Below are 22,794 nucleotides of genomic sequence, written 5' to 3' on the forward strand. Positions count from 1 at the left end.
GCCTTCCTTGCTACCGGCATCACCAACGCCCGCACCGAGGGCTACAACCGGCTGGTCAAACAGGTCAAACGAGTCGGATGTGGGTACCGCAACACGCGGAACTCGGCTCGGCGGATACGATTCCACTGCACCCGCAAAAAGCGGGCAGCAACCCAGACATCATGCTGTTTGCCCGGTTAAAGTTGAAGAGCTGTTAAAGTTGAAGAGCCGACAATCAGATGTCGTCAGGAATCGCATGATCCACTACCGCATCGTCGACAGCCCGATCGGCCCGCTGACGCTGGCCGGACGCGGCCGGGTCCTGACAAGCGTGCGCATGGCGGGCCAAACCCACGACCCCGACTGCTCAGCTTGGGTGCCTGACGACGCCGCCTTCCCGGATGCCGTCACCCAGCTCGAGGAGTATTTCGCCCGCGAACGAACCGAATTTGATGTCGAATTCAGCCTCGCGGGCACTGAGTTCCAACGCCGGGTGTGGCGGGCCCTGACGAGGATCCCCTACGGAGAAACGCGGTCCTACGGCCAGATCGCGGCGCACATCGGAGCTTGCGGCGCCGCCCGAGCCGTCGGGTTGGCCAATGGCCGAAATCCGGTGGCAATTATCGTTCCCTGCCATCGCGTCATCGGCGCCAACGGCCACCTTACCGGCTACGGCGGCGGCCTAGACCGCAAACGCTCGTTGATCGAATTGGAAAATGGCCGGACAGTCGCAAATTGGACGCCCTCCGACTGATAACCGATACACAAAAAGGGCACCGTGAGGTGCCCTTTTTGGTGTGTGTTCGGCAGTGTCCTACTTTTCCACCCGGAGTGGGCAGTATCATCGGCGCTGGCAGGCTTAGCTTCCGGGTTCGGAATGGGTCCGGGCGTTTCCCTGCCGCTATTTACCACCGTAACTCTATTGATTTATCTACTGCGGTGTGTCTGGTGGGGGGTGTGGTGCGGGTTGGCGTGGTTGCGTGCTTGGTGTGAGTAAGTTTTCGGCCGGTTAGTGCCAGTTCCCTGCGCCCCTTGCGGGGTGTCCAGGTCTGGCCTATCGATCCCGTGGTCTGCGGGGGGCCTTATCCCTCTAAAAGGGTGAGAAGCCTGGTCTTGGAGAAGGTTTCCCGCTTAGATGCTTTCAGCGGTTATCCTTGCCGAACGTGGCTATCCAGCGGTGCCCCTGGTGGGACAACTGGTGTACCAGAGGTTCGTCCGTCCCGGTCCTCTCGTACTAGGGACAGGTTTCCTCAAGCTTCTGACGCGCGCGGCGGATAGAGACCGAACTGTCTCACGACGTTCTAAACCCAGCTCGCGTGCCGCTTTAATGGGCGAACAGCCCAACCCTTGGGACCTGCTCCAGCCCCAGGATGCGACGAGCCGACATCGAGGTGCCAAACCATCCCGTCGATATGGACTCTTGGGGAAGATCAGCCTGTTATCCCCGGGGTACCTTTTATCCGTTGAGCGACACCCCTTCCACTCGGGGGTGCCGGATCACTAATCCCGACTTTCGTCCCTGCTTGACGTGTAGGTCTCGCAGTCAAGCTCCCTTGTGCATTTACACTCAACACCTGATTGCCGTCCAGGTTGAGGGAACCTTTGGGCGCCTCCGTTACATTTTAGGAGGCAACCGCCCCAGTTAAACTACCCGCCAGGCACTGTCCCTGAACCCGGTTCAGGGTTCGAGGTTAGAGGTCCAATACGATCAGAGTGGTATTTCAACAACGACTCCACCAAAACTGGCGTTCTGGCTTCTTAGTCTCCCACCTATCCTACACAAACCGCATCGAACATCAATACCAAGTTGTAGTGAAGGTCCCGGGGTCTTTTCGTCCTGCCGCGCGTAACGAGCATCTTTACTCGTAGTGCAATTTCGCCGAGTCTATGGTTGAGACAGTTGAGAAGTCGTTACGCCATTCGTGCAGGTCGGAACTTACCCGACAAGGAATTTCGCTACCTTAGGATGGTTATAGTTACCACCGCCGTTTACTGGGGCTTAAATTCTCCGCTTCACCCCCGAAGGGGTTGACGGGTCCTCTTAACCTTCCAGCACCGGGCAGGCGTCAGTCCGTATACTTCGTCTTGCGACTTCGCACGGACCTGTGTTTTTAGTAAACAGTCGCTTCTCACTGGTTTCTGCGACCGGTTCCCGCTCCCACCGCAAGGGTGTTCACGGTATGCCGGTCCCCCTTCTCCCGAAGTTACGGGGGCATTTTGCCGAGTTCCTTAACCATAGTTCACTCGTACGCCTTGGTATTCTCTACCTGACCACCTGTGTTGGTTTGGGGTACGGGCCGTATGTGTGCTCGCTAGAGGCTTTTCTTGGCAGCATAGGATCACCGAATTCACCTCAACCGGCTATGCATCACCGCTCGGGAATTAATGAGCGACGGATTTGCCTATCGCTCTCCCTACAGGCTTGCCCCAGTATTACCACTGACTGGTACGGCTACCTTCCTGCGTCACCCCTTCGCTTACCTACTACCAGTAGAGGTCCCACGCAGCAGACCACCGCCGGCCACCCGAAGGTGAACGGTCAGCGATCGTTTGGGCGGTTAGTGCCACTGATTCGGTATGGGCGCCCACACACGGGTACGGGAATATCAACCCGTTGTCCATCGACTACGCCTGTCGGCCTCGCCTTAGGTCCCGACTCACCCTGGGCGGACTGGCCTGGCCCAGGAACCCTTGGTCTTCCGGCGGGCAAGGTTCTCACTTGCCTAATCGCTACTCATGCCTGCATTCTCACTCCCCACACCTCCACGCCAAGATCACTCCGGCGCTTCGCTGGAATGGGGACGCTCCCCTACCCAGCCGCACACAAGTGCGCGACTGCCGCGGCTTCGGCGGTGTGCTTGAGCCCCGCTACATTATCGGCGCACAATCACTTGACCAGTGAGCTATTACGCACTCTTTCAAGGGTGGCTGCTTCTAAGCCAACCTCCTGGTTGTCTTTGCGACTGCACATCCTTTTCCACTTAGCACACGCTTAGGGGCCTTAGCCGGCGATCTGGGCTGTTTCCCTTTCGACGTACGGAGCTTATCCCCCGCCGTCTCACTGCCACGCTCAACACCACGGCATTCGGAGTTTGGCTGACGTCAGTAACCTAGTAGGGCCCATCGGCCATCCAGTAGCTCTACCTCCGCGGTGCACCACGTAACGCTGCACCTAAATGCATTTCGGGGAGAACCAGCTATCACGGAGTTTGATTGGCCTTTCACCCCTACCCACAACTCATCCCCTCAGTCTTCAACCTAAGTGGGTTCGGGCCTCCACGCGGTCTTACCCGCGCTTTACCCTGGCCATGGGTAGATCACTCCGCTTCGGGTCCACAACACGCCACTATGCACACCCGCGTAAGCGGATATGGCTCGCCCTATTCAGACTCGCTTTCGCTGCGGCTACCCCACTCGGGTTAACCTCGCGACATGTCAGTGACTCGCAGGCTCATTCTTCAAAAGGCACGCTATCACCCCTACGGGGCTTTAACGGATTGTAGGCACACGGTTTCAGGTACTATTTCACTCCCCTCCCGGGGTACTTTTCACCATTCCCTCACGGTACTTGTCCGCTATCGGTCATCAGGAAGTATTCAGGCTTACCGGGTGGTCCCGGCAGATTCACAGCGGATTTCACGGGCCCGCTGCTACTCGGGATTCTGCGAACAGCAGATGGTGCGTTTTCGCCTACCGGGCTCTCACCGTCTACGGCAGGCCGTCCCAGGCCACTTCGGCTAACACACCATATTTATCACTGCTGCCCCTCACGGCGGTAAGGAGACTCACAGACCCCACAACGCCACGCACACAACCCCCGCCGGGTATTGACATGCGCGTGGTTTAGCCATCCTCCGCGTTCGCTCGCCACTACTAACGGAATCACAATTGTTTTCTCTTCCTACGGGTACTGAGATGTTTCACTTCCCCGCGTTCCCTCCCGCCGGCTATATATTCACCGGTGGGTGACACGACATTACTCGTGCCGGGTTTCCCCATTCGGAAATCCTCGGATCCAAGCTCGGTTGACAGCTCCCCGAGGCATATCGCAGCCTCCCACGTCCTTCATCGGCTCCTGATGCCAAGGCATCCACCATGTGCCCTTAAACACTTACACACAAAAACCAAGACAAAACAAAAACCAAGACAAAACACTCGACAAACAAGAAACCTCTTGCTTGCCTAGATGCTCGCAACCACTATCCAACTTTCAAACACCACACCCCACCACCAAGTGAGGCGACAACAACCCATCAGGGTGTTGCCTCAAAACCCAACAGTGTGCCGGTGATCTAGCCCCTAACCGAGGATATCGTCGTTGTTGCACCCAACCTCGCACCCACTACAGACACGAGGATCCATTCACGGCTCACCCCCGCCCAATTGCGGGGATTTTTCGTGGTGCTCCTTAGAAAGGAGGTGATCCAGCCGCACCTTCCGGTACGGCTACCTTGTTACGACTTCGTCCCAATCGCCGATCCCACCTTCGACCGCTCCCTCCCCGAAGGGTTAGGCCACGGGCTTCGGGTGTTACCGACTTTCATGACGTGACGGGCGGTGTGTACAAGGCCCGGGAACGTATTCACCGCAGCGTTGCTGATCTGCGATTACTAGCGACTCCGACTTCACGGGGTCGAGTTGCAGACCCCGATCCGAACTGAGACCGGCTTTAAAGGATTCGCTAAACCTTGCGGCATCGCAGCCCTTTGTACCGGCCATTGTAGCATGTGTGAAGCCCTGGACATAAGGGGCATGATGACTTGACGTCATCCCCACCTTCCTCCGAGTTGACCCCGGCAGTCTCTCACGAGTCCCCGGCATTACCCGCTGGCAACATGAGACGAGGGTTGCGCTCGTTGCGGGACTTAACCCAACATCTCACGACACGAGCTGACGACAGCCATGCACCACCTGCACACAGGCCACAAGGGAAGCCGTATCTCTACGGCCGTCCTGTGCATGTCAAACCCAGGTAAGGTTCTTCGCGTTGCATCGAATTAATCCACATGCTCCGCCGCTTGTGCGGGCCCCCGTCAATTCCTTTGAGTTTTAGCCTTGCGGCCGTACTCCCCAGGCGGGGTACTTAATGCGTTAGCTACGGCACGGATCCCAAGGAAGGAAACCCACACCTAGTACCCACCGTTTACGGCGTGGACTACCAGGGTATCTAATCCTGTTCGCTCCCCACGCTTTCGCTCCTCAGCGTCAGTTACTGCCCAGAGACCCGCCTTCGCCACCGGTGTTCCTCCTGATATCTGCGCATTCCACCGCTACACCAGGAATTCCAGTCTCCCCTGCAGTACTCCAGTCTGCCCGTATCGCTCGCACGCCCCCAGTTAAGCCAGGGAATTTCACGAACAACGCGACAAACCACCTACGAGCTCTTTACGCCCAGTAATTCCGGACAACGCTCGCACCCTACGTATTACCGCGGCTGCTGGCACGTAGTTGGCCGGTGCTTCTTCTCCACCTACCGTCAGCCCGAGAAAACCCGGACCTTCGTCGATGGTGAAAGAGGTTTACAACCCGAAGGCCGTCATCCCCCACGCGGCGTCGCTGCATCAGGCTTGCGCCCATTGTGCAATATTCCCCACTGCTGCCTCCCGTAGGAGTCTGGGCCGTATCTCAGTCCCAGTGTGGCCGGACACCCTCTCAGGCCGGCTACCCGTCGTCGCCTTGGTAGGCCGTCACCCCACCAACAAGCTGATAGGCCGCGGGCCCATCCCACACCGCACGGTGCTTTTTACACACCGAACTTTCCACCACGAGACATGCGTCTCGTGGTCCTATCCGGTATTAGACCCAGTTTCCCAGGCTTATCCCGAAGTGCAGGGCAGGTCACCCACGTGTTACTCACCCGTTCGCCACTCGAGTGCCCCGAAGGGCCTTTCCGTTCGACTTGCATGTGTTAAGCACGCCGCCAGCGTTCGTCCTGAGCCAGGATCAAACTCTCCAAACAAAACCTGTTCCAAAGAGAACAACATCTGTTCCAAAGAGAACAACCTGACAAACAAAACACCACACCCCGACACGAGGAACCTCAAGGTGTGGCAAAAAAACAACAACAATCAAAACCACCGAACACACTATTGAGTTCTCAAACAACACCCGTCAGCGGGCAACCCTGCCATGATAGTCCGTGGCAGAGATTTGGTCAACTCCGCTAAGAGCCCCGCTGATACCGCGGAGCGTCGAAGGCAACCTTACTCCACCCGCTCGATCTCGGCACCGAGCCCCACCAGGTTTTCCACGAACAGTGGATAACCGCGGTCGATGTGGAAGACATCATGGACCTCGGTGTCACCGTCTGCCACCAACCCGGCGAGCACCAGGCCGGCCCCCGCCCGGATATCCGAGCACCACACCGGTGCGCTGGAGAGCTGTGCAAGCCCCCGCACGACGGCGTGGTGCCCATCGGTGCGGGCGTCGGCACCGAGCCGGATCATCTCTTCGACGAATCGGAAGCGGGCCTCGAAGACGTTCTCGGTGATCATCGAAGTGCCGTCGGCAATCGAGGCCAGCGCGATCGCCATCGGCTGGAGGTCCGTCGGGAACCCCGGGAACGGCAACGTTGCGACGTTGACCGCCTTGGGCCGCTCGTATTGCGCCACCCGGAAGCTGTCGTGGGTCTGGGTGACGGTGGCGCCCGCGTCGTGCAGTTTGTGCAGCACCAATTGAAGGTGCGCCGGGTCGATCCCAGTCACCGTGACGTCACCGCGCGTCATCGCGGCCGCAATGCCCCACGTGGCGGCCACAATCCGGTCCCCGATCACGCGATGCTCGGTCGGATACAGCCGGGGAACGCCGGTGACGGTCATGGTCGGCGAACCGGCACCCTCGACCTGCGCGCCCATCTGGTTGAGCATCGTGCACAGATCCACGACATCGGGCTCGCGAGCCGCATTGTGGATCGTGGTGACGCCTTCGGCCATGACCGCGGCCATCAGAATGTTCTCCGTCGCCCCCACCGAGGGAAACTCCAGTTGTATCTCCGCGCCGCGCAGGGTGTCCGCCTGGGCGACGACGCAGCCGTGCTCGATACTGCAGTCGGCGCCCAGCTGCCGTAAGCCCGCCTGATGCATGTCCAACGGCCGCGAGCCGATGGCGTCGCCGCCCGGCAACGCAACCCTGGCCCGCTTGCACCTCCCCACCAGGGGCCCCAGCACGCAGACCGACGCTCGGAACTGGCGGACCGCGGCAAAGTCTGCGTCGTATTTCGGCTCGTCCGGAGACGTGATGCGCACGGTTGCGCCGGCGAGTTCGACCGTGGCGCCCAAGCCGCGCAGCACCTCCGCCATCAGCGGTACATCGAGGATGTCGGGGCAGTTGGTGATCGTGCTGGCGCCCTCTGCCAACAGCGCCGCGGCCATCAGCTTCAACACGCTGTTCTTGGCGCCCCCGACGGCCACTTCGCCCGACAACCGGTTCCCGCCGGTCACCACGAATCGCTCCGCCACCTGCGATAGTTTAGTGAGCAGTGTCGCCGCTGTCAGTCAGGCCGGTACCGTTTGACTATGGCGGTACACCTGACCCGCATCTACACTCGCACCGGCGACGACGGGACGACCACGCTCGGCGATCTCTCCCGGGTTTCGAAGAATGACGCGCGGCTGGTGGCTTATGCCGACTGCGACGAGGCGAATACCGCGATCGGTGCGGCAGTGGCGCTCGGAAGCCCCGACCAGAACATGACACGTGTGCTGCGGCACGTTCAGAACGATCTGTTCGACGTCGGTGCGGACCTCTCCCGCCCTGTGGTGGACAACCCCGAGCGTCCTTCGCTGCGCATCACGCCGCCGTACATCGACCGGCTAGAGGCGTGGTGTGACGAGTTCAATGAACACCTGACGCCACTGAGTTCCTTTGTGCTGCCTGGTGGTTCACCGCTCTCAGCGCTGCTCCACGTGGCCCGCACGGTGGTGCGGCGCGCGGAGCGCTCAGCATGGGCCGCAGTGGAGAATCACCCGTCGGGTGTCAGCACGCTACCCGCACGGTACTTGAATCGACTCTCCGACCTACTGTTCGTCTTGTCACGGGCGGCCAACCCGGACGGCGACGTGCTCTGGCAACCAGGCGGGGACCTTCCACAGCGGCCCGCGAAATAGCCGGGCCGTCAGGTGCTCCGGCGGCGTGCGCGCGGTGAGGGCCGGGATTCCAGCCACGACAAGAACGCGGTCGCGGCGCCACGTTCCAGAGCGATTTCGTAACCGCGCCTGCGGTCCTGGGTGGTGTCCCGCAGTTCCAGCACTGCGATCTCGTCGGTCATGATGTCGAACTCGTCACCGCGCGGTGAGCGGCGCGAGACGATGTCGACCCCCCGTCGGCTCAGGCGCCGGTCCGGCCACAACCGCACGCTGGACAGCCGGTAGAACCCTGCCGCACCACCTTGATAGCGGATCACTCCGTGTCGCCAACCATGGCCGCCCACCGCGGGAAGGTCCCGCATGATCGCGGCCGTTCCGCCCTGGCGAAGCTTCCACAATCGATAACTCAACGCGACGACTGCGAGCGCCAACACCGTGATCAGCGCGACCATGGCGAACATGGTCGCGCTCATCGGTCGGCCGTCCGCTAGTCGATCGCGCCGACGGCGCGCAATCTGGCGCGACCCCTGGCGGCGATACGGGGATCGTCGGACTCCGAATCCTGCCTCGCAGCAACCTCATCGATCTCCGACTCGAACTCGGCCGACTCGGCGAGGATGCTGACTCCGTCCTCGGTGACGGACAGGAACCCGCCGTCCACCGCGATGCGCAGGTCTTTCTCCCCCTCGCGCTCCACCCGTACCATGGCATCGTCAACCAACTGCGCGACGAGGGGTATGTGCCGCGGCAGGATCCCGATTTCGCCGACCGTGGTGCGGGTGAACACGAAAGTTGCGCTGCCCGACCAGATCTTGCGATCCACAGCGACGATCTCGATGTTGAACTCAGCCATCTCACATCACCTCTCGCGGCGGCCAGCTCGCCGTCACAGCTTGGCGCCGAGGCTCTCGGCCTTCTTGGCCAAGTCGTCGAGACCCCCGATCAGGAAGAAGGCCTGTTCGGGTAGATGGTCGAACTCGCCCTTCGCCAGTTTGTCGAACGCCTCGATCGTCTCCTTCAGCGAAACGGTCGAACCCGGCTGGCCGGTGAACTGCTCGGCCGCCATCATGTTCTGCGAGAGAAAACGTTCGATGCGCCGCGCCCGGTTTACCAGCTGTTTGTCTTCCTCGGACAGCTCGTCGATGCCGAGGATCGCGATGATGTCCTGAAGGTCCTTGTACCGCTGCAGGATCCGGATCACTTCCTGCGCCACCCGGTAATGCTCCTCACCCACGACTCCGGGGTCGAGAATGGTCGAACTGGATGCCAGCGGGTCCACGGCGGGGAAGATGCCCTTGGAGAACACCGTCCGTGACAACTCGGTGGTGGCGTCCAGGTGCGCGAACGTCGTCGCCGGCGCGGGGTCGGTGTAGTCGTCGGCGGGCACGTACACCGCTTGCATCGAGGTGATGGAGCGGCCCCGTGTCGAGGTGATCCGCTCCTGGAGCTGACCCATCTCGTCGGCCAGCGTGGGTTGGTATCCCACTGCCGAGGGCATCCGGCCCAGCAGAGTCGACACCTCGGAGCCGGCCTGGGTGAACCGGAAGATGTTGTCGATGAACAACAGCACGTCCTGGCCCTGCTCGTCCCGGAAGTACTCGGCCATGGTCAAGGCGGACAGCCCAACCCGCATGCGGGTACCCGGCGGCTCGTCCATCTGGCCGAATACCAGAGCGGTGTCCTTGAGCACGTTGGCGTCGGCAAGCTCGACCCACAGATCGTTGCCCTCGCGGGTACGCTCGCCGACGCCGGCGAATACCGACGTGCCGCCGAAGTTGCGCGCGATGCGGTTGATCATCTCCTGGATCAGCACCGTCTTTCCCACTCCGGCACCGCCGAACAACGCGATCTTGCCACCGCGGACGTACGGCGTGAGCAGATCGACGACTTTCAGGCCGGTCTCGAGCATCTCGGTGCGTGGTTCCAGCTCGTCGAACGGGGGAGGTTTGCGGTGAATGGGCCAGCGCTCGAACTCTTTTCCGTAACCCGGCTCGTCGAGGCAGTCGCCCAGCGCGTTGAATACGTGGCCTTTGACTCCGTCGCCGACCGGCACTGAGATCGGATTTCCGGTGTCCACCACCTCGACACCGCGCACCAGCCCATCGGTCGGTTGCAACGAGATCGTGCGCACCAGGCTGTCGCCGAGATGCTGCGCCACCTCCAGCGTCAAGGTCTTGGCGAGCGACTCGAAGGTGATCTTGGCGTGCAGCGCGTTGAACAACGCTGGCACCGACCCACGGGGGAACTCGACGTCGACGACGGGCCCGGTGACCCGCACCACCCGGCCGTTGGTGTCTGCGCCAACTGCGCGGGTGGACTTTTGAGCGGTGGCTGTCATATCTTCTTCGCTTCCTCGTGTGGCTTACCCAGCGGCCTCGGCGAGCGCATTTGCACCACCGACGATTTCGCTGATTTCCTGGGTGATCTGAGCCTGCCGCTCCCGGTTGGCCTCCAGCGTCAGGGCCTTGATGAGGTCGTCCGCGTTGTCGGTGGCGGACTTCATCGCGCGCTGGCGCGACGCCAGCTCGGAGGCGGCAGACTCGAGCAGCGCGGCATACACGCGGGTAGTGAGGTACCGCGGCAGCAGCGATTTGAAAAGCGTTGTCGCGTCTGGTTCGAACGAGTACAGAGTGCGAGGTCCGGTCTCCTCCTCGACGTATTCGACCACCATCGGCGCGATCCGGTGCGCCCCAGCCGACTGCGACATCATCGACTTGAACTCGGTGTAGACGATGTGCAGCTCGTCGACGCCGGGAGTACCGCCGGACACCTGGCCCTCGTCGGTCGCCTGAGCACCGACCAGGAACGCGTCGACCAACGTCGAGGCGATCTCCGCGGCGTCGGTGTACTTCGGCTGCTCGGAGAAACCGGTCCACGACGACGTGACGTCCCAGTTTCGGAATCTGTAGTAATTCAAGGCCTTACGGCCGACGACGTAGACGACCGGCGTCTTGCCCTCTCCCCGTAGCAGGGAAAAGAGTTCCTCTGCTCGCCGAAATATGGCGGCATTGTAGCCGCCACAGAGACCGCGATCGGACGACACCACCAGCACGCCGGCCCGTTTCGGCTCCTCGCGCTCGACGAGCAGCGGATGGTCCAGGGCGGCTTCGGTGGCCAGCGTGGTCAGCATACGGGTGATCTCGACGGCATAGGGCCGCGCAGAAGCGAGCCGGGCCTGCGCCCTACCGATACGCGACGTGGCGATCAGCTCTTGAGCCTTGGTGATCTTTTTGATCGACCCGGCCGAGCGGATCCGCCCGCGCAGTTCCCGAAGGGTGGCAGCCATCGGCGACTACTTCTTCCTCGGCGGTGCCGGCTTGTGGACCTGCACCGCTTCCTTGGCCAGTTTTTCTTCGTCAAGAGCGTCGACGTGCTCGTCGGGCACCACCGAGCCGCCGCCGGTCGCCGCAAAGCCCTTCTTGAACTGGTTGATCACCTCGGTGAGCTCGTCGGCTGTCGCATCAGACAGCTTCTGGGATTCTCGGATATCGGACAGGATGTCCCCCTCGGCAGCCCGGATATGGTCCAGGAGCTCGGTTTCGAATCGGCTGACGTCTTCGACCGGAACCGAGTCCAAGTGACCGCCGGTGCCGAGGAACATCGACACCACCTGCTCCTCGACGGGCATCGGCTGGGATTGCGGTTGCTTGAGCAGCTCGACGAGCCGGGCGCCGCGCTCCAGTTGTGCCTTGGAGGTGGCGTCCAGATCAGAAGCGAAGGCGGCGAAGGCTTCCAGTTCCCGGTACTGCGACAAGTCCAAGCGGAGACTTCCTGCCACCTCTTTCATAGCCTTGATCTGCGCGGCGCCGCCGACCCGAGACACCGACACCCCGACATTGATGGCCGGGCGCACGCCCTGGTTGAACAGGTCAGTCTCCAGGAAGCACTGCCCGTCGGTGATAGAGATGACGTTGGTGGGGATGTAGGCCGAGATGTCGTTGGCCTTGGTCTCAATGACCGGCAGCCCGGTCAGCGAACCGCCGCCGAGGTCGTCGGAGAGCTTGGCGCAGCGCTCGAGCAGCCGGGAGTGCAGGTAGAACACGTCACCGGGGTAGGCTTCGCGGCCCGGCGGGCGGCGCAACAACAGCGAGATCGCGCGGTAGGCCTCAGCCTGCTTGGTCAGGTCGTCGAAGACGATCAGCACATGCTTGCCCGCATACATCCAATGCTGAGCGATCGCTGAACCGGTATATGGCGCAAGCCATTTGAAGCCGGCAGAATCCGATGCGGGCGCAGCGACGATGGTTGTGTAGTCCATGGCGCCGCCTTCCTCCAAGGTGCGGCGGACGCTGGCGATGGTGGTGCCCTTCTGTCCGATGGCGACATACACGCACCGAACCTGCTTGTCGGGGTCTCCGGACTCCCAGTTCTGGCGCTGGTTGAGTATCGTGTCGACACACACCGCGGTCTTGCCCGTCTTGCGGTCGCCGATGATCAGCTGCCGCTGCCCGCGACCGATCGGAGTCATCGCGTCAACGGCCTTGATCCCCGTCTGCAGCGGCTCCTTGACACCCTGGCGCTGCACCACGGAGGGCGCCTGGATCTCCAACGCCCTGCGAGTCTCCGCCTCGATGTCACCGCGGCCGTCGATCGGGTGGCCGAGCGGGTCCACCACCCGGCCCAGGAAACCGTCGCCGACGGGGACCGAGAGCACCTCCCCGGTGCGCTTGACCTGTTGGCCCTCTTCGATTTTCTCGAAGTCGCCCAGGATCACCGCGCCGACGCTGTGCTCGTCGAGGTTGAGCGCCACGCCCAGGACCCCGCCGGGGAACTCCATCAGTTCTTGAGTCATGACCGAGGGCAAGCCCTCGACGTGGGCGATACCGTCGCCGGCGTCGATGACGGCGCCGACCTCCTCGCGGACCGTGTCGGAGGTGAAGGAACTGACGTATTCCTCGATCGCGCCCTGAATGTCTTCAGCGGAGATTGTCAACTCTGCCATGGTTTTTCGTTCTTCCTGCTTGGTGTGGTGACTTGTCGGTGTTTCAGTCGGGCAGCTGGCTTTGGGCGGCGGACAGATGAGAGGCGAGCGTACCGTCGATCACCTCGTCGCCAACCGAGATGGCCAGCCCGCCCAGCAGTTCGGGGTCGATCTGCATCTGGAGCGTCACCGGGTGCCCGTAGATCCGGCTGAGCACCGCGGTGAGACGGGTGCGCTGGGCGTCGGTGAGCTCGGCCGCGGCGCTGACGTGCGCCACGATTTCGCCGCGGCGGGCCACTGCGATCTCAGCAAGGTCCAACACCGCCGCCTCGGCCGGTCGGCCTCGCAACAACTCCACCGTTTGGGCAAGCAGTGCGACGGTGATCGGGTTGACGGCGCCGCTCGCGCTGTCGAGCACGTCGCGCAGCAGCCGGATACGTTCTTCGGCGGGCGCAGCGTAGTCGCCGAGCAAGATGGCCAGGCGCGGCTGCGCGTCGAGGATGCGGGAGATCCTGAACAGCTGGTCTTCCACCTCGTCGATCTGGCCGGCCCGCTCGGCGCGCAGCAGCAGCGCCTGGCGGGCAACGTGTTCGATGGCGTCGACCAGGTCGGCGTTGGCGGACCAGCGCCCCGACACCGCGGCCCGCATCACGTCCTGCGCAGGTTCTCCGACCTTGCCGGCCAACACTCGATCGATCAGCCGGACCCTGGCCGTCGCGTCCTCGGTCGGCACGGTGAGATAGCGGGTGAGGACGGTTTCGCGGTCCAGCAGCGTGGCCACGGACGTCAAATCGTCGGCCAGAGTGGACAGCTCGGCGTCGTCGAGGCGTTGGGCTATCTCGCCGACTTGCTCTAACAGTTCGTTGAGCGCCAGTCGGCTGGCCGAACGCATCCTGGCCAGCACCGCATACTCGACATCCGCCTCCGACGGCGTCATCGCCTCCAGGTCGTCGAGAAACCGGTCGACGGTGGCCGACCGCCGCGCCTTGTCCGCGGCGTGATCGCGGACCAATTCGCCGGCGCGCCGGACGGATTCGTAGCCGAGGTCTTGTCGAAGCTGTCGGATCAGCTGCCGGCGCAACAACTCGACCTGCTTGGCGCCCTGAACTTTGATCCGCTCGACTTCGGCGTCTGCCTGGGCGCGCAATTGCTCGCCGATCCGTTCGGCGTCCACCTGGGCTTCTTCGGTGACCCGCTGCGCCTCGGCTGTCGCGTCCGCGCGCGCCTGGGCGTGGGCCTGGCGTGCGTCCGCGAGCCGAGCGGCGGCTGCGGCGGCGTCGTCTAGCTGTTGGCGCACCGTGTTCTGCTGAGCGAGCATCAGCGTGCGTGTCAGCGGCACGACATAGCGCCAGACCAACACGATGATCAGGACGAAACCGATCAGTTGACCGATGAAGGTCGACATCGTCGCTACCGCCTCGACCCGGTCGTCGTCGAGCTGGTGACGTCGACCCCGAGGATTCGGCTGGCCAGCGTCGCGGACATGCTTTCCACACGGGTACGCAGATCGGCGCCGACCGCGTCACCTTCTCGCTTGAGGTGCTCACCGGCATCCTGCAGGGTGGCGGCAACGCGTTCCTCCGCGCCGGCGCGCATTTCCTCGAGCGCCTTGCGGCCCTGCGCCCGGGCCTCGTCGCGGGCGGCCGACGCCGTGACCCGGGCTTGCGACATCAGCTCCTCGTAGTCGGCCTGGGCGGCTGCGAACTGCTCGGCCGACTTCTTGGTGTCGGCGAGGGTCTTGGCGACCATTTTCTCGCGCTCCTGCAACACCTTCATGATCGGCGGCACCACGAACTTGCCGATCACGCCGAGCACGATCAAGAAGATGACCAGCACGACAAAGAACGTGCCGTTGGGAACGAGGAAGTTGTTGCCTCCCTCAGCCTCCTGGCTGGCGACCGCCAGGGCAGTACCGCTCACGTCACCCATCACGACTGATTACGACACCGGAGTGGCGAAGACAAACAGAGCCATGAACGCGAGATTGATGAAGTAGGCGGCCTCGACCAGACCGACCGTGATGAAGAACGGGGTGAACAGCCGGCCCTGTGCCTCGGGCTGGCGGGCGATGCCTGAGATCAAGGCGTTACCGGCGACGCCGTCACCAATACCGGCGCCGATCGCTCCGCCGGCCATGATCAGACCGCCGCCGATCAGGGCGCCGGCAGCGATGGTGGGGTTCATTGTTCTGTCCTCCTTGATGACTACTAGCGGGTTACCTGGACTCCGTCGTGGTACGCGGGCCTCGCGAGAAGATGACCGTTCTACTCGTGTTCCCCTTCCAGCTCCATCGCTTGACTGAAGTACAAGACGGTCAGCAGCGCGAAGATGAACGCCTGGATCGCGCCAACGAACAAATCGAACGCCTTCCAGATGGCGTTGGGCGCCCACAGGATATACGGCGGGAACAGCGCGATCAGCGCGACCAGGATGCCGCCGGCGAAGATGTTGCCGAAAAGTCGGAGCGACAACGAGATTGGCTTGGCGAGTTCTTCAACGATGTTGATCGGCGAGAAGACCAACCCGACCCCCGGCGGCAGGGTGTCCCACACGTGGCCCTTGATCACCTTGACCGGATAGCCGACCAGACCGCTGCGCCAGACGCCGGCCAGGTGGTAGCAGATGAAGACGAACAGCGCCAATGCCAGCACGTAGTTGATGTCCGCCGCGGCTGATTTGAGCAGCTCCGTGGTGTGTCCGGCGGCGTCGGTGTACTGCACCGGTAGCACCGAGAGCCAGTTGGAGATCAGGATGAACACGAAGATCGTGACGGACAGCGGCAGCACGAACGGCGCGATGCGCATGCCGATCGCATTCTCGATCTGGTTACGCATCTGGATGGTGATTGCCTCGAAGAACAGCTGAACGCCCCCGGGCACGCCGGTCGAGGTGACCTTGGCGCGCAGAAAGAAAGCCAGGCCGATCACGATCACCGCGGCAATCGCGGTCGACAAGATTGTGTCGGTGTTGACGGTCATTCCGAACCAGGTGGCTGTGGTGTGATCGCCAACCTCGATCTGAGCTTCGGCCAGAAGCGCGTCAGTCATGGCTGTCGCTCGTCCCTTCGCTACCGTTGCCGTCGCGATCAAGGTCGGCGGCGCCCGTGCGCAGCTTCTTCCACACCGGCAGGGCCGTGCTCAGCACCAGCAGTATCTGGAACACCGCAAGTCCGAACACTACGCCCAGCCCGGTGGGCCGGAATACGAATGCGATGACCAGCCCGATCACGGATATGATCGCCAGCCGGCCGGCCGAGTTGAGCGCCATCGTCTTCTTGACCGGATGCTCGACTGCGGTGATCACCGTTACCGCCCTACGCACCAGCAGCGCATTGAGCAAACCCAGCAGCAGGCCGATTCCGAAGAACACGCCGAGCATCGGATGGCCCGCCCAACCGGCGGCCGACGTCGCCGCCACGGTCAGCCCAAGCGAGACACCGAGCAGACGAACCGGCCGGAACGCAACAGCGGGTGACACCAACGGCGCGTCCTGCGCTGGGGTCGTCACTGTCGCACCTCAGTCCTCGCTAGGGGGAGTCGGCCTGGTTGATCGTTGCGCGGCCCGTTGAGCGTATCGAAGGGCAATCGCCGCGCTCGAGTCACCCGAGCAGAACATCCCCGTGTCGGTCGTTCGTTGGCTCTACCAGAGGTCTGTCCGGCGGCCTGATGGCCGGCAACCCGCGAGGTTCATTCGGGTTATACCTGCACCGTACCACACGTGCGACGGTACTACTACTACTCGTCGTAGACATCGTCGTGGACGTCGTCGCCACGCCGTAAGAGAGGTATCAGCGTCACGACAACCGCGACCGCGATCGCGCCGACCATCACCGCCCCGGTGTCGCGCGGATCGACGAAGATCGTACTGGCGGCGCCGAACGCAACGATGCCCACCCACAGGTAGATCAGCAGGACCACACGGCGGTGGGAATGACCGATCTGCAGCAGCCGGTGGTGCAGGTGCATCTTGTCGGGGCTGAAGGCGCTGCGCCCTGCGCGCGAGCGGCGCACGATCGCCAGCAGCAGGTCGAGCATCGGCCACAACATGACCGCCACGACCAACAGGAACGGCGACAGCAGAGCAAACACGTCGCGGGCGCCGTACGCGTTCTGAGAAACTGGTCCTGCCGCGGTCGTCGACGCGGCCGCCAACATCAGGCCGATCAGCATCGAACCCGAGTCCCCCATGAAGATCTTCGCCGGGTGGAAGTTGTGCGGCAAGAATCCCAAGCAGGCCCCGGCCAGCACCACCGAGATCACCGCGGGCGGATAGAACAGCACGTCGCCGCCGTGGTCGCGCAGCAGGCCGACCGAGAATATGCAGATCGCCAGCGCGGTGATGAGGCCCAGCCCGGCGGCCAGCCCGTCGAGGCCGTCGACGAAGTTCATGGCGTTCACGATCGCGGCGGTCAACGCCAGGGTGACCAGAATCGACGAGGCCTGGTCCAGCACAATGGTGCCGACGCCGCCCACCGGGATGTACAGCACGCTCCAGGCGACCCCCATGGTTACCAGCACACTGGCCGCGGTGATCTGGCCGGCGAACTTGGTGAGCGCGTCCAGACCCCAGCGGTCGTCGAGCAGGCCGATCCCGACAATCACCGCACCCGCCACGAGGACCGCCGGCAGACCCGAGGAATAAACGAAGCCGCGCGTCAGCGCCGGAAGCTGGGCGGCGAGAAAGACCGCGGAGATGACACCGATGTACATCGCCAGCCCACCCATCCGCGGCGTCGGCATGACATGCACGTCGCGTTCGCGCGGGTACGCGACCGCGCCGAGTCGGGTGGCCAGCACGCGCACCGGCCCGGTGGCGAAGTAGGTGACGATCGCGGCGGTCAATCCCACCAGCGCAAGCTCGCGCAGGGGGACACCGGCGCCGCGACCGGCCAACGCGATCAGACCGCCGGCAAGGCTGTGCCCGGTGCTGACCACTGGAAAACCGTACTGCACTCGCCGGTCAGGGCATCAGGGTCGCTGGGTCCACGTCGAGCACCGCGGCGATGCTATCGGCGCTGACCGGTCCGGGCCGCAGGATGCGCGGCGCGTCTGCGGTCAGGTCCAGAATCGTCGACGCCGCCTGCTGCGCGGACGGTCCCGAGTCGAGATAGACCTCGACGAGGTCGCCGAGCTGACGGTGGGCCTCGTCGGCGTCGACTGCCGGCGGCCGGCCGGAGATGTTGGCGCTGGACACCGCCATCGGCCCGACCTGGCGCAACACCTCGATGGCGATCGGGTGCAACGGCATCCGCACCATCACGGTGCCGCGGGCGTCGCCGAGGTCCCAGTGCAGCGACGGCGCCTGCTGGACCACCAGGCTCAGCGCTCCCGGCCAGAACGCACGGATCAGGTCGCGAACCGAATTGCCAACGGTCAGCGCGATGCCGTCGATGGTGCTCCAGGATCCGACCAGCACCCCCACCGGCATGTCACGGCCACGTCCCTTGGCCGACAACAATGCGGCAACCGCCGCGCTGTCGAACGCGTCGGCACCGACCCCGTAGACGGTATCGGTCGGCATGACCACCAGGCGGCCGTTTGTGACCGCGCCGACCGCCGACGCGATGCCCCGGGAACGCTGGTCGGCGACGGCACAGTCGAAGACCTCAGTCAATGGCGTCGCTCTTCCCCGCGAACGGGCGGCACCCCCGCCTCATGGCTTCACACTGCTCGTCACCGGCGCTGGACACGGCTCATCCCTTCTGCGGGCAGTCACGAACCTGGGCCGGCCGGCCAGATCCACCCGACCGGTGATCTCGTCGAAAAGTGCTGTCTGAGTTATTAACTGAACGGTGTGCGGGGACGTGATGTCGTCGTGCTCGACGGCAAGCATTCCGCCCGGACGCAGCCAGCGCCCGGCCAGGCGGACGACGGCCGCGATCACGGCCATCCCGTCCGGGCCGGCGAACAGAGCGTGATGCGGATCATGTTGGGCAACTTCGGGTTCCAGCAGCGCACCGTCAGGGATGTAGGGAGGGTTTGCGACGACGAGGTCGGCCCTCCCGTCGAGCTCGGCGAGCAGGCCCGCGTCGGTGACGTCGGCCTGCAGCAGTTCGACCGTCGTTGCCGCCGCATTGCGCCGCGCGTAGTCGAGCGCGCTCGGGCAGTCGTCGATCCCCAGCACGCGGGCGTCCGGCCAGCGCCGCGCCAGCGCGATCGCCAGCGCTCCGCAGCCGGTGCAGAGATCGACGATTACCGGCTGAGCGGGAAGCCATTGCGCGGCAGCCCATTCCAGCATCGCCTCGGTTTCCGGACGCGGGATGAAGACACCCGGCCCAAGGGTCAGCCGCACCGGCCCGAACGACACCGCGCCGGTCAGATGTTGCAGCGGTACGCGACGCGATCGCGCGGTGACCGCGGCGTGGTATCGACTGAAGAACTCGTCGCCGGGCGGGTCGATCACCGCCAGGCGGCCCCGCTCGGTACCCGCCAGGTGCGCGGCCAGTTCCTCGGCATCCCAGCGCGCCGAGTCGATTCCGGCCTGCGCGAGCAGCGCCGTGGCCGAGTCGACCGCGAGCCGTAGGCGAGTCATGCCTGGCGCAGCCGGGACTGCTTGTCGGCGGCGGCCAGCGCGTCGAACAAGGCGTCAAGGTCGCCTTCGAGCACCTGGTCCAGATTGTGGGCCTTGTACCCGATGCGATGGTCGGTGATGCGGTTCTCCGGAAAGTTGTAGGTGCGGATGCGCTCGCTGCGGTCCACCGTGCGGATCTGGCTGGCGCGATCGGCCGATGCCTCGGCCAGTGCCTGCTCCTCGGCGATCGCCTGCAGCCGGGCCGCCAGCACCTGCATGGCGCGCGCCTTGTTCTGCAGCTGTGAGCGCTCGTTTTGGCAGGTGACGACAATTCCGGTGGGCAGGTGGGTGATGCGCACCGCGGAGTCGGTGGTGTTGACGCCCTGCCCACCCTTGCCGGAGGAGCGGTAGACGTCGATGCGCAGATCCGACTCGTCGATCTGCACCTCGGCGATCTCCTCGGGTTCGGGGTAGACCAGCACACCCGCGGCCGAGGTGTGCACGCGACCCTGGGACTCGGTCACCGGCACCCGCTGCACCCGGTGCACGCCGCCCTCGAACTTCATTCGCGACCACACCCCGTCGCTCGGGTCGCCATGACGGGCGCCCTTGCGCGCAACAGCCAACGTCGCGTCCTTGTAGCCGCCCAGATCCGAGGTGGTCTCGTCCAGCACGGTCACCGTCCAGCCGCGTCGCTCGGCGTAACGGATGTACATGCGTGCCAGGTCGGCGGCGAACAGCGCCGATTCTTCGCCGCCCTCACCGGATTTGACCTCGAGCACGATGTCGTCGCCGTCGTGCGGGTCACGCGGTGCCAGCAGGTCGGCGAGTTGTGTTGCCAGTGCCGCAACCCGCGCTTCAAGTTCGGCCGCCTCGGCGGCGAAGGATTCGTCGTCGGCGGCCAACTCCCGCGCGGTCTCCAGGTCGGCGCGGGCAGACTCCAGTTTACGGTGCGTCGCCACGACCGGCGCCAACTGCGCGAACCGGCGTCCCACCGTGCGGGCACTGGCCGCGTCGCTGTGCAGTTCCGGATCGGCCAGCTGACGCTCGAGGTCGGCGTGCTCGGCCAGCAACGCGTCGATCGCCTGCACGCTCTGCGTCATCTGGAACCTCCGCACACACAACGACGCCCGAACTGCGCGGGAGCCGCGACGGTCCGGGCGTCGATCCTGCTACTTGTTGTCTGCCGAGTCCTCGTCTTGGGCGCCGGACTTGCGCTTGCCGTAGCGCTTCTCGAAACGGGCAACACGACCACCGCTGTCGAGGATCTTCTGTTTGCCGGTGTAGAAGGGGTGGCACTGCGAGCAGACCTCGACCGCGATGTGGCCGCTTGCTTTGGTGCTGCGGGTCTGGAAGGAGTTACCGCAGCCGCAGACCACGGTGGTCTCCACGTAGGCGGGATGGATGCCGGATTTCATGATGTCCTTTTTCGTCGCTGGTCGCCCGGGTCGCACTCGTGATCGGACGTGAACTCCGAACCTGGGAATTGCCCATATTATGCCAGCTGCGCGGGCGGCGGCCCAAACCCAAACGCCCGGGTGGGCGGGCGGCGCGCCGCCAGGCTCAGTCGTTGCCGGCGCCGCCGGGTGTGTTCTTGGCGACCTGCATCAAGAACTCGTAGTTGTTCTTGGTCTTGCGCAGCTGAGCCATCAGCAGGTCGATGGCCTGGTGCGGATCCAGGCCGGACAGCACTCGGCGCAGCTTGTGCACGATCGCGAATTCATCGGGGGGCAGCAGCAGTTCGTCCTTGCGCGTACCGGACGGGTTCACGTCGACCGCGGGGAAGACCCGCCGCTCAGCGATCTTGCGGTCGAGCTTGAGCTCGGCGTTGCCGGTGCCCTTGAATTCTTCGAAAATCACTGTGTCACCGGTGGACCCGGTTTCCACCATCGCGGTGGCGATGATCGTCAGCGATCCCCCCTCCTCGATGTTGCGTGCGGCACCAAGGAAGCGCTTCGGCGGGTACAGCGCGGTGGAATCCACACCGCCGGACAGGATGCGCCCGGACGCCGGGGACGCGTTGTTATAGGCACGACCCAGCCGGGTGATCGAATCGAGCAGCACCACGACGTCTTTGCCCTGCTCGACGAGCCGCTTGGCCCGCTCGATCGCCAGCTCGGCGACTGACGTGTGGTCCGACGGCGGCCGGTCGAAGGTGGAGGCAATGACCTCGCCCTTGACCGAGCGCGTCATGTCGGTGACTTCCTCGGGACGCTCGTCGACGAGGACGACCATGAGGTGGCATTCCGGGTCGTTCTTGGTGATCGCGTTGGCAATGTCCTGCAGGATCGTGGTCTTGCCCGCCTTAGGCGGCGACACGATCAGCGCACGCTGGCCCTTGCCGATCGGCATGATCAAATCGATGATCCGGGTGGTCAGCTGCTCGGTGGTGGTTTCCAGCCGGAGCCGCTCGTTCGGGTACAGCGGCGTGAGTTTGCCGAACTCGGGTCGCTTTCGCGCGTCCTCGACCGGTCCGCCGTTGACGCTGTCCAGGCGAACCAGCGGATTGAATTTCTGGCGGGGATTCTGGCCCCCGCCTTCACCTTCGCGGGGCACCCGCACCGCGCCGGTGACGGCGTCGCCACGGCGTAGGCCGTTCTTGCGCACCAGGTTCATCGACACGTACACGTCGTGTGGTCCGGCCAGATACCCCGAGGTGCGCACAAATGCGTAGTTGTCGAGCACGTCGAGAATGCCGGCCACCGGCTGGACGACGTCGTCCTCCCGCAGCTCGCTGTCGGCGCCGTCGCCGGGCCGCTCGCCTCGGCGGCGCCGTTCCCGGAACCGGCGCCCGCGCCGGCCTTGGCGGCCTTCACCGTCGTCGTCGCCACCGCGGTTCTGTTGCCCGCCCGGGCCCTGCCGCTCGCCCGCGGTATCCGGCTCGCGCTCCTCGCGCTTGCCCTGCTGCGCGGCGCTGTCCTTCCGGTCGGGTGCGCGGCGCGTGCCGGCGCCGGGCGACTCGGCCTGGTCGGCCGGCCCGGCGGTGACATTGTGGGCCGCGCGCCTCTCGGCGGCTTGGGCGGGTGCTCCGTTGCCGTGCCTCTGGCCTTCCTGGATCGCGGCGATCAGTTCGGTTTTGCGCATACCCGACGTGCCCTTGACGCCGGCCCGGTTGGCCATGGCGCGCAGTTCGGGCAGCACCATGGTGGCGAGCGAGCCGCCCGACCCGGTTTTGGCGTCGACCGCCGGCCCGGAGGTGTCAGGCCCCGCAGTGTCAGGCCCCGCAGTGTCAGGCCCCGCAGTGTCAGGCCCCGCAGTGTCAGGCCCCGCAGTGTCAGGCCCCGCAGTGTCAGGCCCCGC

At 64.1% G+C, this 22,794-nt stretch carries 19 protein-coding genes, 3 rRNA genes and 1 pseudogene; 3 read left to right on the forward strand and 20 right to left on the reverse strand.

The window, feature by feature from the left end; all coding sequences use genetic code 11:
* Positions 1 to 180 (forward strand): transposase (locus ABDW21_RS06190; protein WP_343710193.1); only part of this gene is annotated, 180 nt, incomplete at its 5' end.
* Positions 181 to 235: 55 nt separating this feature from the next.
* Positions 236 to 733 (forward strand): methylated-DNA--[protein]-cysteine S-methyltransferase, encoded by a 498-nt coding sequence (locus ABDW21_RS06195; protein WP_343710194.1) that lies wholly within the window; start codon positions 236 to 238, stop codon positions 731 to 733.
* 47 nt (positions 734 to 780) lie between these two features.
* Here the strand turns inward: ABDW21_RS06195 and rrf are convergent.
* The 4 genes from rrf to murA form a co-directional block, all read right to left on the reverse strand.
* Positions 781 to 895, reverse strand: a 5S ribosomal RNA gene (gene rrf / locus ABDW21_RS06200).
* Positions 896 to 968: 73 nt separating this feature from the next.
* Positions 969 to 4,096 (reverse strand): 23S ribosomal RNA (locus ABDW21_RS06205).
* Between the two features lie 295 nt (positions 4,097 to 4,391).
* Positions 4,392 to 5,938: ribosomal RNA gene (locus ABDW21_RS06210) — 16S ribosomal RNA — on the reverse strand.
* The 16S, 23S and 5S rRNA genes sit together here, the layout of an rRNA operon.
* Before the next feature lie 244 nt (positions 5,939 to 6,182).
* Positions 6,183 to 7,436 carry a UDP-N-acetylglucosamine 1-carboxyvinyltransferase gene (murA, locus tag ABDW21_RS06215; RefSeq protein WP_343601032.1) on the reverse strand — a complete coding sequence of 418 codons (1,254 nt, stop codon included), beginning with the start codon at positions 7,434 to 7,436 and terminating at the stop codon, positions 6,183 to 6,185.
* Positions 7,437 to 7,493: 57 nt separating this feature from the next.
* Here murA and ABDW21_RS06220 point away from each other — a divergent pair, with 57 nt between their 5' ends.
* A complete protein-coding gene (locus ABDW21_RS06220; protein WP_343601031.1) occupies positions 7,494 to 8,084 on the forward strand; it encodes a cob(I)yrinic acid a,c-diamide adenosyltransferase in 591 nt (196 codons plus the stop codon).
* Positions 8,085 to 8,092: 8 nt separating this feature from the next.
* Here ABDW21_RS06220 and ABDW21_RS06225 read toward each other — a convergent pair whose 3' ends face one another.
* The 16 genes and pseudogenes from ABDW21_RS06225 to rho all read right to left on the reverse strand — a co-directional run.
* On the reverse strand, positions 8,093 to 8,536 hold the full coding sequence (locus tag ABDW21_RS06225; protein ID WP_343601030.1) for a DUF2550 domain-containing protein: 444 nt from the start codon (positions 8,534 to 8,536) through the stop codon (positions 8,093 to 8,095).
* Positions 8,537 to 8,550: 14 nt separating this feature from the next.
* Positions 8,551 to 8,916, reverse strand: a complete 366-nt coding sequence (locus ABDW21_RS06230) for a F0F1 ATP synthase subunit epsilon (RefSeq protein ID WP_343601029.1) — start codon at positions 8,914 to 8,916, stop codon at positions 8,551 to 8,553.
* A gap of 33 nt (positions 8,917 to 8,949) precedes the next feature.
* Positions 8,950 to 10,401: a F0F1 ATP synthase subunit beta gene (gene atpD / locus ABDW21_RS06235; RefSeq protein WP_343601028.1), complete on the reverse strand. Its 1,452-nt coding sequence runs from the start codon at positions 10,399 to 10,401 to the stop codon at positions 8,950 to 8,952.
* 24 nt (positions 10,402 to 10,425) lie between these two features.
* Positions 10,426 to 11,349, reverse strand: a complete 924-nt coding sequence (locus ABDW21_RS06240; protein ID WP_343601027.1) for a F0F1 ATP synthase subunit gamma — start codon at positions 11,347 to 11,349, stop codon at positions 10,426 to 10,428.
* A 6-nt stretch (positions 11,350 to 11,355) separates the two neighbouring features.
* On the reverse strand, positions 11,356 to 13,005 hold the full coding sequence (gene atpA, locus ABDW21_RS06245; RefSeq protein ID WP_343601026.1) for a F0F1 ATP synthase subunit alpha: 1,650 nt from the start codon (positions 13,003 to 13,005) through the stop codon (positions 11,356 to 11,358).
* Positions 13,006 to 13,048: 43 nt separating this feature from the next.
* The gene (locus ABDW21_RS06250) at positions 13,049 to 14,389 is read right to left on the reverse strand and encodes a F0F1 ATP synthase subunit B/delta (protein ID WP_343601025.1); all 1,341 of its coding nucleotides are present in this window, start codon (positions 14,387 to 14,389) and stop codon (positions 13,049 to 13,051) included.
* Between the two features lie 5 nt (positions 14,390 to 14,394).
* Positions 14,395 to 14,913: a F0F1 ATP synthase subunit B gene (locus ABDW21_RS06255; RefSeq protein ID WP_343601024.1), complete on the reverse strand. Its 519-nt coding sequence runs from the start codon at positions 14,911 to 14,913 to the stop codon at positions 14,395 to 14,397.
* 9 nt (positions 14,914 to 14,922) lie between these two features.
* Positions 14,923 to 15,168 carry a F0F1 ATP synthase subunit C gene (locus tag ABDW21_RS06260; protein ID WP_343601023.1) on the reverse strand — a complete coding sequence of 82 codons (246 nt, stop codon included), beginning with the start codon at positions 15,166 to 15,168 and terminating at the stop codon, positions 14,923 to 14,925.
* 80 nt (positions 15,169 to 15,248) lie between these two features.
* Positions 15,249 to 16,031 (reverse strand): F0F1 ATP synthase subunit A, encoded by a 783-nt coding sequence (atpB, locus tag ABDW21_RS06265; RefSeq protein WP_343601022.1) that lies wholly within the window; start codon positions 16,029 to 16,031, stop codon positions 15,249 to 15,251.
* Positions 16,024 to 16,491 (reverse strand): ATP synthase subunit I, encoded by a 468-nt coding sequence (locus ABDW21_RS06270; RefSeq protein WP_343601021.1) that lies wholly within the window; start codon positions 16,489 to 16,491, stop codon positions 16,024 to 16,026. Before ABDW21_RS06270 ends, atpB begins: the two co-directional genes overlap by 8 nt.
* A 227-nt stretch (positions 16,492 to 16,718) precedes the next feature.
* On the reverse strand, positions 16,719 to 17,936 hold the full coding sequence (locus tag ABDW21_RS06275; protein ID WP_343601020.1) for an MraY family glycosyltransferase: 1,218 nt from the start codon (positions 17,934 to 17,936) through the stop codon (positions 16,719 to 16,721).
* 7 nt (positions 17,937 to 17,943) lie between these two features.
* Positions 17,944 to 18,597 (reverse strand): L-threonylcarbamoyladenylate synthase, encoded by a 654-nt coding sequence (locus ABDW21_RS06280; RefSeq protein WP_343601019.1) that lies wholly within the window; start codon positions 18,595 to 18,597, stop codon positions 17,944 to 17,946.
* 39 nt (positions 18,598 to 18,636) lie between these two features.
* On the reverse strand, positions 18,637 to 19,515 hold the full coding sequence (prmC, locus tag ABDW21_RS06285; protein WP_343601018.1) for a peptide chain release factor N(5)-glutamine methyltransferase: 879 nt from the start codon (positions 19,513 to 19,515) through the stop codon (positions 18,637 to 18,639).
* On the reverse strand, positions 19,512 to 20,597 hold the full coding sequence (prfA, locus tag ABDW21_RS06290; protein WP_343601017.1) for a peptide chain release factor 1: 1,086 nt from the start codon (positions 20,595 to 20,597) through the stop codon (positions 19,512 to 19,514). Before prfA ends, prmC begins: the two co-directional genes overlap by 4 nt.
* Positions 20,598 to 20,666: 69 nt before the next feature.
* Entirely contained in the window at positions 20,667 to 20,912 is a 246-nt protein-coding gene (rpmE, locus tag ABDW21_RS06295; protein WP_343601016.1) for a 50S ribosomal protein L31, read from the reverse strand.
* Positions 20,913 to 21,057: 145 nt separating this feature from the next.
* Positions 21,058 to 22,653, reverse strand: a pseudogene (gene rho / locus ABDW21_RS06300) (transcription termination factor Rho); the annotation flags it as partial.
* Positions 22,654 to 22,794: the final 141 nt, after the last annotated feature.

Source organism: Mycobacterium sp., assembly GCF_039583805.1.
Lineage (GTDB): Bacteria > Actinomycetota > Actinomycetes > Mycobacteriales > Mycobacteriaceae > Mycobacterium.

Excerpts from the sequence above, each read along its gene's own strand:
- ABDW21_RS06250 (WP_343601025.1), bottom strand. The coding sequence starts at position 14,389 with ATGTCGACCTTCATCGGTCAACTGATCGGTTTCGTCCTGATCATCGTG.
- ABDW21_RS06220 (WP_343601031.1), top strand. The coding sequence starts at position 7,494 with ATGGCGGTACACCTGACCCGCATCTACACTCGCACCGGCGACGACGGG.
- ABDW21_RS06255 (WP_343601024.1), bottom strand. The coding sequence starts at position 14,913 with ATGGGTGACGTGAGCGGTACTGCCCTGGCGGTCGCCAGCCAGGAGGCT.
- prfA (WP_343601017.1), bottom strand. The coding sequence starts at position 20,597 with ATGACGCAGAGCGTGCAGGCGATCGACGCGTTGCTGGCCGAGCACGCC.
- ABDW21_RS06260 (WP_343601023.1), bottom strand. The coding sequence starts at position 15,168 with ATGAACCCCACCATCGCTGCCGGCGCCCTGATCGGCGGCGGTCTGATC.
- prmC (WP_343601018.1), bottom strand. The coding sequence starts at position 19,515 with ATGACTCGCCTACGGCTCGCGGTCGACTCGGCCACGGCGCTGCTCGCG.
- atpB (WP_343601022.1), bottom strand. The coding sequence starts at position 16,031 with ATGACTGACGCGCTTCTGGCCGAAGCTCAGATCGAGGTTGGCGATCAC.
- rpmE (WP_343601016.1), bottom strand. The coding sequence starts at position 20,912 with ATGAAATCCGGCATCCATCCCGCCTACGTGGAGACCACCGTGGTCTGC.
- ABDW21_RS06230 (WP_343601029.1), bottom strand. The coding sequence starts at position 8,916 with ATGGCTGAGTTCAACATCGAGATCGTCGCTGTGGATCGCAAGATCTGG.
- ABDW21_RS06240 (WP_343601027.1), bottom strand. The coding sequence starts at position 11,349 with ATGGCTGCCACCCTTCGGGAACTGCGCGGGCGGATCCGCTCGGCCGGG.
- atpA (WP_343601026.1), bottom strand. The coding sequence starts at position 13,005 with ATGGCAGAGTTGACAATCTCCGCTGAAGACATTCAGGGCGCGATCGAG.
- ABDW21_RS06225 (WP_343601030.1), bottom strand. The coding sequence starts at position 8,536 with ATGAGCGCGACCATGTTCGCCATGGTCGCGCTGATCACGGTGTTGGCG.
- atpD (WP_343601028.1), bottom strand. The coding sequence starts at position 10,401 with ATGACAGCCACCGCTCAAAAGTCCACCCGCGCAGTTGGCGCAGACACC.
- ABDW21_RS06195 (WP_343710194.1), top strand. The coding sequence starts at position 236 with ATGATCCACTACCGCATCGTCGACAGCCCGATCGGCCCGCTGACGCTG.